We start from the raw sequence: 12,268 nt of genomic DNA, 5'->3' as shown, positions 1-12,268 counted from the left end.
CGGGCTGGTCAGAAGGGTGTCAGCGGCGGAGGCCGAGACGACCGATCAGGGTGCGGTAGCGGTTGACGTCGACCTTCTGCAGGTAGCCGAGGAGGCGACGGCGCTGGCCGACGAGGAGGAGCAGACCACGACGGCTGTGGTGGTCGTGCTTGTGCTCCTTGAGGTGCTCGGTGAGGTCGAGGATGCGCTGCGTGAGCATCGCGACCTGGACCTCGGGGGAACCGGTGTCGCCCTCGCTGGTGGCGTACTCGGTCATGATGCGCTGCTTGGTGGCAGTGTCGAGGGGCACGGCTCTCCTTGTGTGTCGTTGCGCGGCGCTCCGGGGCAAGTCCACCCGAGCTCTATGTATCCGCGGCCGTTCTGACGGCGTAACGAGTCTAGCAGGGTTCCTCTAGGCAGCGACGTCGCTCAGCTGCCGCCGCCGACGACGGGCTGCGACTGGTCGAGCTCGGGAGCGGGCCTCCCGAGGAGGAAGCCCTGGACGAGCTCGCAGCCGATCTCCCGGAGCATCGCCAGCTGGTCCGGCTCCTCGACGCCCTCGGCGATGACCTCGATGCCCAGCTCGCGCGCGAGCGCGAGCACCCCGCGCACGACCGCGAGCGAGGCTCCGTGCTTCGGGAGCTGCATGATGAAGCTGCGGTCGATCTTGATCTGGTCGACGGGGAGCGCCTGGAGCCACGCGAGCGTGGAGTAGCCGGTGCCGAAGTCGTCGAGAGAGATGCGCACACCGAGCTGTCGCAGCTCGTCCATCCGGTCGATCACCCCGGGCAGATCGATGAGCGACCGGCTCTCGACGAGCTCCAGGTGGAGCTGGCTGGGCTGCAGCCCGTACGTCGTCAGCGCCGTGCGGACGGCCGGCACGAGCCTGGCGTCGACGAGCGACGCGCTCGCGAGGTTGACCGCGACGTGCAGCGGTCCGGCCGATGGTGGCGGCCAGACTGCCAGCTGCTTGCACGCGGCGTCGAGCGCCCAGAGGTCGAGGTCGGTGACCAGGCCGGCCTCCTCGGCCAGCGGCAGGAAGGCCCCGGGCGCGAGCAGGCCGAGCCGCGGGTGGTGCCAGCGCAGCAGCGCCTCGGCGCCGACGACGGTGAGCTCGTCGGTGCCCGACACGTCGACGACGGGCTGGAAGTGCAGGCGGAGCTCGCCTGCTCCTGCGGCCTTGCTCAGCTCGGCCTCGAGCGACGGGACGATGCGACGGGCGAGGGACTCCCCCGCGATGGCGACCTGGTTGCGCCCCGACTGCTTCGCGATGTACATCGCGGAGTCCGAGGCAGCGAGCAGCTTGTCCCCCCGTCCGTTCGTCCCGGTGTGGATGGCGACGCCGACGCTCGCCGTGATCCGGACCTCACGACCCTCGATCCGGAACGGCTCGTCGAGGGCGTCGACGAGCCGCGTGGCGACGGCGAAGGGCTGGCGCTCGTCGTCGATCTCCGCGAGCAGGACGGCGAACTCGTCACCGCCGAGACGACCGACGGCGTCGCCGGGTCGGACCTCGCCGCGCAACCGTGCACTGACCTGCCGGAGCAGCTCGTCCCCCGCAGCGTGCCCGAGACCGTCGTTGATGTGCTTGAACCGGTCCAGGTCGCAGAAGAGGACAGCCGTCCCGCTGCCCGTGCCCGCCGCCCGCAGCGCCTCGTCCAGGAGACGGACGAAGAGCAGCCTGTTGGGCAGCCCGGTGAGGGCGTCGTGCTGGGACTGGTGCCGCACGGTGGCGAGGAGACGCGCGTTCTGGAGCGCGGTCGCCCCCTGGTCGCTCATGCCGGCGATGCGCGCGAGCGCCTCACGGTGCTCGACAGTGCCGTCGATGAGGCCCGAGAACCCTGCGGTGGCCACCCCCATGAGCTCGTCGCCGGCGAGGAGCGGGACCACGACGACGCTCTGGGACCCTGTCGTGCGCAGCACCTGCTGCAGGACCGGGCTCGCCGTCCGGACGTCGACGAGCATCGGTCCGTGGTGGGTGAGCATGCCGACGATCTCGGGGATCTGGTCGGCCCGGAAGACCGTCGAGAGCACCAGGTCGCTCTCGACCGGTCCCAGTCCCGCGGCCGCGATCACGCGGAAGGAGCCGAGGGCGGCGTCCCACTGCATGACGGTCGACGCCCTACAGCCGACGATCTGTGGGAGTGCGTCGGCCAGGACCTGCGCGACAGCGACGTCGTCCCGCGCGGTCGCGAGGTCATGAGCCAGTGTGAGGAGGTCCGCAGCCCGGCGCTCCTCACGACGGCTGTCCTCGAGCGCGGTGAGGAGGTCGAGCGCGGCCGCCGCGTGGTGCGCGTAGGCCTCGAGCAGCTCTCGCGACTGGCTGTTCTCACCCGCGCCAGGGGCATAGAGCGCGACGAGCCTGCCGTGGACCCGTCGGGAGGAGGCCACGTCCACGATGAGGGCGTCCGCACCGAGCGACTCGTCGACTGCGAGACGGCGGGCGAGCAGCGCCTCGCGCTCGGAGGTGAGCCCGCTGCTGCGGACCAGCGGTCCGATGCCCGCCGCGTCGTCGACGACGAGCAGGTACGCCGGGGCGTCTGTGACCGTCGCTGCGTGGTCCACGATCCGGTCGAGCACGGTCCGCACGTCCTGGCTCGCGACCAGGTCGGAGGCCGCGACCTGGAGCTCGTGCATCTGGACGCGCAGTGCGGCGAGGTCCGCCTCGAGCTCTCGCCGGCGGCGGCGCACCCCGGACGGGCGGGCCGGGCTGCCCCACCTCACGTCGAAGCGGCACTCCTCGGGGTCCTCCACCGACGACGGGCTGTGCGTGACGACGGCCGGGGGCAGTCCCCACAGCGCCGGAACGGCTGACAGGAGTCCTTGCGCGTACTCGCAGTCGTGCCGTGAGTGCTCGAACCCCTCAGCACGCAGCACCGCGATCGACGCGTCGTTGTCGGAGCTCACGAGGACGCGGAGCGTCGACGTGGTGGTCAGGTGCTGCATGGTCGTGGGCAGGCGACGGTACGCCTCGCGCGGGGAACCGGCTGCGCGGAGCATCGGCACGACGACCGACCGCAGGCCGTTGCGCAGCGCCGCCGCGCCGACCTCGACCATGACGCGGTCATGACCCACGACCGCTGTCGCAGCCTCGAAGAGCCGGAGACGCGAGGCGTGACTGACCCAGCGGGAGGTGTCCTCGAGCTCGGCAACCGTGTGCTCGACGCCGGACCGCTCGATCACGTCGGCCACCGCGGCGTCGCCGCCCCGGGCGCGCACGTACGTCAGCAGGAGCTTGGTCGTGGCGCAGGAGGTCTCGCGCGGTTCGTTGGTCACCATCTCACGACGCCTATCGGCGTCTGGGTGCAGTTCCTGAGTTCCGAGCGACGATTCTCACCCGGCGGCGTCTCACCCGCTCAGCGGTCCAGGATCGCCCGTGCCTGGACGACGTCCTCGTGCATCTGAGCGACGAGCGGGTCCATGCCGTCGAACCGCAGCGTCGGGCGGAGCCGCTCCACGAGCTCGACGACGACCTCCTCGCCGTACAGCTCGAGGTCCGTCCGGTCGAGCACGTAGGACTCGACCCGGCGCTGGACGCCGTCGAAGGTGGGGTTCGTCCCGATCGACACGGCCGCCGGGAGCACCGCGTCCGGTGTGTCCGGTCCGAGAGCGAGCAGGCGTGGTCGCTTCAGCCATCCGGCGTACACGCCGTCCGCCGGGACGATCCCGCTCGTGTCCTGGCTGAGGTTGGCGGTCGGGAAGCCGAGGTCCCTGCCGCGTGCGTCGCCGTGCACGACGACCCCGCGCAGGCTGTGGTGCCGACCCAGCAGCGTGCTCGCGGCCGCGACGTCACCGTCGAGGAGGAGCTGCCGCACGACGGTCGAGGACCACCTGGACCCTTCGTCGTGACGTCCGACGTCGTCGATCACGGTCACCTCGAAGCCGTGCTTCGCGCCGAGGGCGACCATCGTCTCGAGGGTTCCCGTGTTGTCGAGGCCGAACCGCACGTCATGACCGACGACCACCGTGCTGGCTCCGAGCCCGTCGACGAGGTACCGCTGGACGAACTCCTCGGGCGTGTTGCGCGCGAAGTCGAGCGTGTACTCGAGCAGGAGCACGGCGTCGAGGCCCGTGTCCGCCATGAGCTCGAGACGGTCCTCGACGCTGCAGATGAGAGGCGGTGCCTGCTCGGGGCGGTGGACCATCGCGGGGTGGGGATCGAAGGTGACGGCGACGGAACGGGCCCCGGTCGCTCGCGCACGGTCGACGATCGCGCCGAGCACGACCGCGTGACCGCGGTGCACACCGTCGAAGTTGCCGATCGTCACGACCGACGGGCCGAAGTCCTCCGGGACCTGCTCGAGGCCAGTCCAGCGCTCCACACCTGCTCCTGACCATGATCGAGGCGGTTGCTCACCGCAGGGACTAGGGTGCCACGCGCCGGCACCACCGGGAGAATCCACCCGCGCTCCGCTAGGTCGCAGGTGCGAAGACGAGCACAGGGCGAGCGCGCTCGCCGTCGTCCTCGAGGAGCGCGACGAGGGTGCCGTCGGGCCCGATCGCGGCGGTCGTCTGGACCTCGTCCGGAGACGACGTCGTCAGACGCCTTCCGTAGCCGAGCTCGCGGACCTCGTCCGGTGTGAGGTCCCGCACGGGGAAGAGCGCTCGAGCGGCATCAGCGAGCGGCATGACGTGCACCGTCCCGCCCTGCTCCACCTCGTCGGCGAGCTCGTCGAGCGTGCGGGCACCTGCCAGCCCGTAGCCTCCCACCCGCGTCCTGCGGAGCATCGTGAGGTGGCCTCCGCAGCCGAGCGCGTCTCCCATGTCGCGTGCGAGAGCGCGCACATACGTCCCGGACGAGCACACGACGGTGACGTCGACGTCCACGAGGCCTGACCCGTCCACGGTCTCGCGTCGGATCGCGTCGATGTCGAAACGTGAGATCGTCACGGGTCGAGGAGCGAGCTCGACCGTCTCCCCCGCTCGCACCCGCGCGTAGGCCCTCTTGCCGTCGACCTTGATCGCGCTGACGGCGCTCGGGACCTGGAGGATCGGACCGGTCAGGCTCGCGACCGCACCGCTGATCGCCTCGTCCGTCACCTCCGACGCGTCGACCCGCTCGAGCAGGTCGCCCTCGGCGTCGTCCGTCGTGGTGCTCGCACCGAGCCGGACGGTCGCCCGGTACTCCTTGTCCTCGCCGACGACGTAGGTGAGGAGCTTCGTCGCGCGGCCGACGCCCACGACGAGGACACCCGTCGCCATCGGGTCCAGCGTCCCGGCATGACCGACCTTGCGGGTCGACGCGAGCCGGCGCATCCGGCCGACGACGTCGTGGCTCGTCCACCCCTGCGGCTTGTCGACGACGACGACGCCGTCAGCAGCCGGGGGTCTCCTCGCAGGCCGTGCGTTCCCACCGTCTGGGAGCGAGCCGCTCATGCGTCGTCGTCAGCCGCCGCCTGCTCGGGCGCGACGGGCTTCTTGTACGGGTCCTCGTCGCCTGCGTAGGTCGCCGTCTTGCGGAGCGCGTCGAGCTCCAGGTCGCGCCGGTGCGCCTCGTGGAGTGCTGCGTCGAAGGTCGCGGCGTTCTCGGGGATCGAGTCGAGGAAGAACTCGAGCGTCGGGGTGAGACGGATCCCCGTCTGCTTGCCCACCTCGGACCGGATGAGTCCCTTGGCGCTCTCGAGCGCGGCCGCTGAGCCGGTCCGCGCCTCCTCGTCGCCGAGGACGGTGTAGAAGACCGAGGCGTTCTGGAGATCACCGGTCACGCGAACGTCGGTGATCGTCACGAAGCCGAGGCGGGGGTCTTTGATCCGGGTGTCGATCATCTGAGCGACGATGACCTGGATACGCTCGGCGACCTTGCGGGCGCGGGGGTGGTCAACCATGGCTTTCCTTCCTACAGCACGGTGTGGGGTGCGGGCGCGAGATCGCCCAACGGCCAGAGGGCCCCCGGGGCGACGCGGTCCGGTGGTGCCGGGCGTCGCCCCGAGGGGCCCTCTGGATCATGCTAGGAGCGAGGCTTCTCGCGCATCTCGAACGTCTCGATGACGTCGTCGACCTGGAGGTTGTTGAAGGAGCCGAGTCCGATACCGCACTCGTAGCCCTCGCGAACCTCGGTCGCGTCGTCCTTGAACCGCTTGAGCGACTCGACCGAGAGGTTGTCCTCGATGACCGTGCCGTTGCGCAGCACGCGAGCCTTCGTGTTTCTCCGGATGGTGCCGGAGCGCACGAGGCAACCCGCGATGTTCCCGAACTTCGAGGAACGGAAGATCTCGCGGACCTCGGCGGTGCCGAGCTGCGCTTCCTCGTACTCGGGCTTGAGCATGCCCTTGAGGGCAGCCTCGACATCGTCGATCGCCTGGTAGATGACCGAGTAGAACTTGATGTCGACGCCCTCGCGGTCAGCGAGCTCGGCGACACGCTCGCCGGTCTTGACGTTGAAGCCGATGATGACGGCGTTGTCGACCGTCGCGAGGTTGACGTCGTTCTGCGTGATGGCACCCACCCCACGGTGGATCACCCGCAGCTCGACCTCGTCGCCCACGTCGATCTTGAGGAGCGCGTCCTCGAGCGCCTCGACGGCACCCGACACGTCGCCCTTGAGGACGAGGTTGAGGGTCTCGACCTTGCCCTGCTGGAGCGCCTGCGTGAAGTCCTCGAGGCTGATGCGCTTGCGACGCTTCGCCAGGAGGGCGGCACGCTCGGCCGCCTCGCGCTTCTCGGCGATCTGGCGGGCCGTGCGGTCGTCCGGCGCCACGAGGAACGTGTCACCGGCGCGCGGCACCGACGTGAGACCGAGAACCATGACCGGACGGGCAGGCGTGGCGGCGTCGACCGTCTCGCCGTGCTCGTCGAACATGGCGCGGACGCGGCCGTAGGCGGTACCAGCGACGATCGAGTCCCCGACGTGCAGGGTTCCCGACTGGACGAGCACGGTCGCGACCGCACCGCGCCCCTTGTCGAGGTTCGCCTCGATGGCCACACCACGTGCGTCCTTGTCGGGGTTGGCACGCAGGTCGAGCGATGCGTCCGCTGTGAGGAGCACCGCCTCGATGAGGTCGTCGATACCCATCCGCCGGAGCGCGGAGATGTTGACGAACATCGTGTCGCCGCCGTACTCCTCCGCCACGAGGTTGTACTCGGTGAGCTGCTGCCGGATCTTGTCCGGGTTCGCGCCCTCCTTGTCGGTCTTGTTCACCGCGACGACGATCGGCACACCAGCGGCCTGGGCGTGGTTGAGCGCCTCGATCGTCTGGGGCATGACGCCGTCGTCCGCAGCGACCACGAGGATCGCGATGTCGGTGACCTGCGCACCACGAGCACGCATGGCGGTGAACGCCTCGTGACCCGGGGTGTCGATGAAGGTCAGTGCGCGGTCGACGCCTTCGTGCATGTGGTGCACCTGGTACGCACCGATGTGCTGCGTGATCCCACCGGCCTCGCCGGCGACGACGTCCGCAGAGCGGATAGCGTCGAGCAGCTTCGTCTTTCCGTGGTCGACGTGTCCCATGACCGTGACGACGGGCGGGCGAGCCTCGAGCTCTTCGTCGCCCTCGTCCGCAAGCTCTGCGTCGAGGTCGATGTCGAAGCCGCCGAGCAGCTCGCGGTCCTCTTCCTCCGCCGAGACCATCTCGATGACGTAGCCGAGCTCGGTCGCGAGCGTGCCGAACGTGTCCTCGTCGAGGGACTGCGTCGCGGTCGCCATCTCACCGAGGTGGAAGAGGACCGTGACGAGGCTCGCGGGGTTGGCGTCGATCTTGTCAGCGAGGTCGTTGAGCGAAGAGCCGTGACGCAGGCGGACGACGGTCTTGCCGTTCCCACGGGGAACCTGCACACCACCGAGCGACGGTGCCTGCATCTGCTCGAACTCTTGACGCTTCGCGCGCTTCGACTTCCGTCCACGGACGGGACGACCACCGGCGCGACCGAACGCCCCCTGGGTGCTGCCGCGGCCTGCTCCACCGCGTCCACCACCACCACCGGGACGACCGGCGAAACCGCCGCCACCACCCGGTGCTCCGCCGCCACCGGGTCCACCGGGGCCGCCGCCAGGACGGCCACGGCCACCAGCACCGCCACCTGCGGCGCCCGGGCGACCGGGGCCACCAGGAGCGCGCTCACCCGGTCGGGGGACAGCGGTCCGCCCGGGCATCATGCCCGGGTTCGGACGAGCGCCACCAGGGCGAGGAGCAGCGGGGCGAGGACCGCCCGGACGCTCCGTCGTGTTGGAGGCAGGTGCGGCCGGGTTGACGTTGTCCGTGCGCTCGGCGCGCTCCGGGCGCTGGCCGGGACGAGGCATGCCCTGGCTCGTCGCGAACGGGTTGTTCCCCGGGCGCGGGGCGCCGGAGCGCGGCATGCCCTGGCTCGGGGCGAACGGGTTGTTCCCGGGGCGCGGGCTGCCGGGACGCGGAGCGCCTCCGGCTGCCTGGCCCTGCGGACGCGGGGTCCGCGGAGTCTCGGTGGGTGCCTCGGCAGCAGGCTCCTGGGCGGCCGGCTTCGGGGCCGGTGCCGCAGGACGTGGTGCTGGAGCGGCGGCGACAGGCGTCGCCGCAGGTGCTTCGGCAGCCGGAGCCGGCGCGGGTGCGACGGCAGGCGCGGCGGGAGCCGGAGCGGGCTCGGACGCCACCGCGGGGGCGGGCGTCGGAGCGGGTGCCTTCTCGGCAGGCCGCGGGGCGGCCGGCTTCTGGGCTGCCGGCTTGGCAGCCGGGGTAGCGCTCTGCTGCGCCGGGAACGCGTCCCGGAGCTTGCGGACGACCGGGGGTTCGATCGTCGATGATGCTGACCTGACGAACTCACCGAGCTCGGTGAGCTTGGTCATGATTGTCTTGCTTTCCACCCCGAGCTCTTTTGCGAGCTCGTAGACGCGGACCTTAGCCACAACTCTCCTGTCTTGGTCCACCCAAGGCAGGAGGACCGTCGTTAGTGCTGGGAACTCATCGCTGAGTACTCATCGGGTGCCCATCGGCTTCTGACCCGCTTCCTTGTCGACGTGTCGTGCTCGCGCGGGGCACGGACCCCAACGCTTCGGTCAAGCTCTGCAGATCGATGTTCGCCGCCGCGCGAAGTGCACGCGGGAACGCCTTGCGCTTCAGTGCGAGCTCTCCGCATCGTGCGGAGGGGTGCAGCCAGGCGCCGCGTCCCGGTGACGTGCGCCCTGGATCGGCCACGACGACAGCGTGGCTGTCGCGTTCGGCGTCTCCTGGGCGGATCACGAACCGGATCATCTGCGTCTGTTCGTCACGCTCCCTGCAGCCTACGCACGTCCTCACCGGCCCACCGCTCGCCAGAGATGCTGCTGACGCGCTGGAGGACGTGGAGGACACGCCTGAAGAGTACGGGGTACGTGACCCAGACTCTGTCAGTCTAGCGCGCCTCGTCACGTCTCGTGACCTATCGGTCCGTGCCGGCGCCGGTCTCGTCGTCCTCCGGCACACCACCGTCGGACCGGATGTCGATGCGCCAGCCGGTCAGCTTGGCCGCGAGCCGCGCATTCTGGCCCTCCTTGCCGATCGCCAACGAGAGCTGGAAGTCGGGCACGACGACCCGGGCCGCACGTGCGTCCGCGTCCACGACCGTGACCGAGCTGACGTTCGCCGGCGAGAGCGCGTTCCCGACGAACCGCGCGGGGTCGTCGCTGTAGTCGACGATGTCGATCTTCTCCCCGTGCAGCTCTGCCATCACCGCGCGGACACGCTGGCCCATCGGGCCGATGCAGGCGCCCTTGGCGTTGAGGCCGGCAACCCGGGTGCGGACCGCCATCTTGCTGCGGTGACCCGCCTCCCGCGCGATCGCGACGATCTCGACAGAACCGTCCGCCACCTCGGGGACCTCGAGCTCGAAGAGCTTCCGGACGAGGTTGGGGTGCGTTCGGCTGAGCTGGATCGACGGCCCCTTCATCCCGCGCGAGACGTCGAGGACGTAGGCGCGCAGGCGCTCACCGTGGACGTAGCGCTCGGTCGGGACCTGCTCGTGGGCGCCGAGCATCGCCTCTGTGCCACCCACGTCGACGAGCACGGTCCGCGGGTCACGACCCTGCTGGATGACACCCGCGATGACCTCGCCCTCCTTGCCCCGGAACTGGCCGAGAACCTGATCGTCCTCTGCGTCACGGAGGCGCTGCATGATCACCTGGCGTGCGGTCGCGGTCGCGATGCGACCGAAGTCGCGCGGGGTGTCGTCGAACTCCGGGCCGAGCGTCGTCGGCCGCGCGACGAACGCGCCAGGCTCGCCTCTCTCGCTCTCCTCGTCGGCAGGAGACTCCGCCTCGATGTCCTCCCGAGCCCATACCGTCACGTGACCGGTCCGGCGGTCGACCTCGACGCGTGCCGTGCGGCACGGGTCCGGCGTGCGCTGGTATGCCAGCGCGAGAGCCTGCTCGATCGCGGAGATGAGGACGTCGATGCTGATGTCCCTCTCACGCTCCAGCAGACGCAGTGCACTCATGTCGATATCCATCTCAGACCTCACCATCCGTCCGGCCGGACGCGTCCGACTCCTCGAAGTCGACGAACGCGCTCTCGTCCACCGTGTCCGCGCGTCGCATCTCGACCTCGACGCGGCCGGAGCGCACGTCCGAGAGCGGCACACGCTGACCGTCCTCGAACACGAGGTCGGTCCCGTCGACGTCCGTCAGTCGCGCCGTGAACGGCGCTCCCTCGTGCTTGTGCACCTCGACGAGGCGCGTGCGTGCGCGCTTGAAGTGCCTAGGCTCGGTGAGGGGGCGCGACGTGCCGGGCGAGGTCACCTCGAGGGTGTACGCACCACGCATCGTCTGCTGCTCGTCGAGCACGTCCGAGATCACGCGTGCCACGTCGGCGATCTGGTCGAGGCCCACCGATCCGGTCTCGTCCTCCGCCAGGTCGATCACGATCCGGACGACCGTCTTCGACCCCGCAGGGGCGACCTTGACGTCCTCGAGGAACAGACCGGTGCTCTCGACGCCCGGTCGCACCGCATCTGCGACCTGCTGTGCGGTAGTTGCTGCCGCCATCACTTCACTCCCGTTCAGCTCCACAGCCCACCGGGCATGGATCAGACCGGTGTGTTGTTGTACTGCACCAGCCTACCGAGTCCCCCGGGGCACGCAGCACGTCGACACAGGTCGACCGCACCGCGTACCCTGCCGTCGACCGTCCTGCCGACATGACATCATCATGATCGATGAACACCATGCGGCCGGTTCTCGGCCATTCCACCGTACAGAGCGCCCCGCGCGCCAGCCTCCGGGTCCGGCACGGGCGGACGCCCTCCGAACGGCTGCGGGTGATGATCGGCACACTTCTCGCGGTCGCGGTGCTCAGCGGGTGCGGGATACGCCTCGAGAGCCCGGCCATCCCCGAGCTGGCACCCGACGCGGACGAGATCTCCCGCCAGGCCATGGTCGCGGACTCGATCGCGATCCGCGACGAAGCCACCGAGGCGCTCCTGAGCGTCCCTGCCGAGAGCCCTGCCGCCGCATCGCTCCAGCAGGTCGCCGACTTCGCGGTCCTGCACGTCGATGCGCTGGGCGGCGAGTACGTCTCGGGTCTCAGTCACACGAGCGGGTCGGGCGAGAGCGAGGCCGACGCGTCGACGCAGACGTCCCTGGATCCCGAGACTCTCACCGACGAACCGCTCGACGGCGCCGTCCCGCCCGAGGAGTCGACTCCTGTCGTGCCGGCGACATCGTCGTCCGTCGTCTCGCTCCTGGCGCAGTCGTCAGCACGCGCCCGCGGGTCGCTGGCCACCCCTGTGGACGGTCCGCTCGCCCGGCTCTACGTCTCGATCGCTGCCTCTCAGATCGAGTCGGCCCGTGCCCTGGCTGCCGCGGCCGGGATCGAGCTCGTGCTGCCGGAGGCTTTCGGGACCGCGCTCCCGACGTCGCTCCCCGCGAACCTCTCGACCGCCGACCTGACGACGCTGGTCCGCAGCGAGGACTCGGCGGGGTACGCGTACGAGGTGGCCGCAGCACGCCTCCCGGCGGAGTCGCGGACGCTGTCGTTGGCTCGCGCGGCCGCGCACCGCGAGCGGGGACAGGAATGGGCGGAGCTGGCGTCCGTCGCCGAGACGAGCACCGACCCGCGCCAGGTCGCGTACGACCTTCCCGACGGGACCGACGGCGGAGCCCCGCTCTCCGGCGTGGAGGTCATCGTGCCGTTCGCCGCCGGGCTCGAGTCGACGTTGACCACCACCTACACGACGCTCGCCGGACAGGTCGCTCCTGAGGAGCGGGCGGTGTTCCTCGACCTCGTCGTCGACACCTACGCGACGGCCCGCGTCTTCAGCGCCCCCCTGCTGGCCTTCCCGGGCATGCCGGAAAGGCTCTGACGAGCACGGGAGGAGGCGCCGAACGCCGCACCTCCCCCGGCCT

Annotated in this window: 9 protein-coding genes; 1 reads left to right on the top strand and 8 read right to left on the bottom strand. The window is 70.4% G+C overall.

Annotated features, from left to right (window positions below):
* Positions 1-19: 19 nt before the first annotated feature.
* The 8 genes from rpsO to ABKW26_RS10580 all read right to left on the bottom strand — a co-directional run bounded on the left by rpsO (position 20) and on the right by ABKW26_RS10580 (position 10,909).
* On the bottom strand, positions 20-289 hold the full coding sequence (rpsO, locus tag ABKW26_RS10615) for a 30S ribosomal protein S15 (protein WP_348593488.1): 270 nt from the start codon (positions 287-289) through the stop codon (positions 20-22).
* 119 nt (positions 290-408) lie between these two features.
* Positions 409-3,258 carry an EAL domain-containing protein gene (locus tag ABKW26_RS10610; RefSeq protein WP_348593486.1) on the bottom strand — a complete coding sequence of 950 codons (2,850 nt, stop codon included), beginning with the start codon at positions 3,256-3,258 and terminating at the stop codon, positions 409-411.
* A gap of 77 nt (positions 3,259-3,335) precedes the next feature.
* Complete coding sequence (locus ABKW26_RS10605; RefSeq protein ID WP_348593485.1) at positions 3,336-4,301, bottom strand: bifunctional riboflavin kinase/FAD synthetase; 966 nt, start codon at positions 4,299-4,301, stop codon at positions 3,336-3,338.
* Positions 4,302-4,392: 91 nt separating this feature from the next.
* On the bottom strand, positions 4,393-5,355 hold the full coding sequence (truB, locus tag ABKW26_RS10600) for a tRNA pseudouridine(55) synthase TruB (RefSeq protein WP_348593483.1): 963 nt from the start codon (positions 5,353-5,355) through the stop codon (positions 4,393-4,395).
* Complete coding sequence (gene rbfA / locus ABKW26_RS10595) at positions 5,352-5,804, bottom strand: 30S ribosome-binding factor RbfA (protein WP_348593481.1); 453 nt, start codon at positions 5,802-5,804, stop codon at positions 5,352-5,354. The genes truB and rbfA overlap by 4 nt, the downstream gene beginning before the upstream one ends.
* Before the next feature lie 122 nt (positions 5,805-5,926).
* Complete coding sequence (gene infB / locus ABKW26_RS10590) at positions 5,927-8,797, bottom strand: translation initiation factor IF-2 (protein WP_348593479.1); 2,871 nt, start codon at positions 8,795-8,797, stop codon at positions 5,927-5,929.
* A gap of 512 nt (positions 8,798-9,309) precedes the next feature.
* On the bottom strand, positions 9,310-10,374 hold the full coding sequence (gene nusA, locus ABKW26_RS10585) for a transcription termination factor NusA (RefSeq protein WP_348593477.1): 1,065 nt from the start codon (positions 10,372-10,374) through the stop codon (positions 9,310-9,312).
* Position 10,375: 1 nt separating this feature from the next.
* Positions 10,376-10,909 carry a ribosome maturation factor RimP gene (locus ABKW26_RS10580; RefSeq protein ID WP_348593475.1) on the bottom strand — a complete coding sequence of 178 codons (534 nt, stop codon included), beginning with the start codon at positions 10,907-10,909 and terminating at the stop codon, positions 10,376-10,378.
* 275 nt (positions 10,910-11,184) lie between these two features.
* Between ABKW26_RS10580 and ABKW26_RS10575 the strand changes: the two genes are divergently transcribed.
* Positions 11,185-12,225 carry a DUF4439 domain-containing protein gene (locus ABKW26_RS10575; protein ID WP_348593473.1) on the top strand — a complete coding sequence of 347 codons (1,041 nt, stop codon included), beginning with the start codon at positions 11,185-11,187 and terminating at the stop codon, positions 12,223-12,225.
* Positions 12,226-12,268: the final 43 nt, after the last annotated feature.

Origin of the sequence: Sanguibacter sp. 25GB23B1 (genome assembly GCF_040012415.1) — a bacterium.
Taxonomy (GTDB): Bacteria; Actinomycetota; Actinomycetes; order Actinomycetales; family Cellulomonadaceae; genus Sanguibacter.
This window is presented reverse-complemented; position numbering and strand designations above follow the sequence as displayed.

Bases quoted from the DNA above. Each gene is read 5' to 3' on its own strand.
- nusA (WP_348593477.1), bottom strand. From the start codon at position 10,374: ATGGATATCGACATGAGTGCACTGCGTCTGCTGGAGCGTGAGAGGGAC.
- truB (WP_348593483.1), bottom strand. From the start codon at position 5,355: ATGAGCGGCTCGCTCCCAGACGGTGGGAACGCACGGCCTGCGAGGAGA.
- rbfA (WP_348593481.1), bottom strand. From the start codon at position 5,804: ATGGTTGACCACCCCCGCGCCCGCAAGGTCGCCGAGCGTATCCAGGTC.
- ABKW26_RS10575 (WP_348593473.1), top strand. From the start codon at position 11,185: ATGATCGGCACACTTCTCGCGGTCGCGGTGCTCAGCGGGTGCGGGATA.
- ABKW26_RS10610 (WP_348593486.1), bottom strand. From the start codon at position 3,258: ATGGTGACCAACGAACCGCGCGAGACCTCCTGCGCCACGACCAAGCTC.
- ABKW26_RS10580 (WP_348593475.1), bottom strand. From the start codon at position 10,909: ATGGCGGCAGCAACTACCGCACAGCAGGTCGCAGATGCGGTGCGACCG.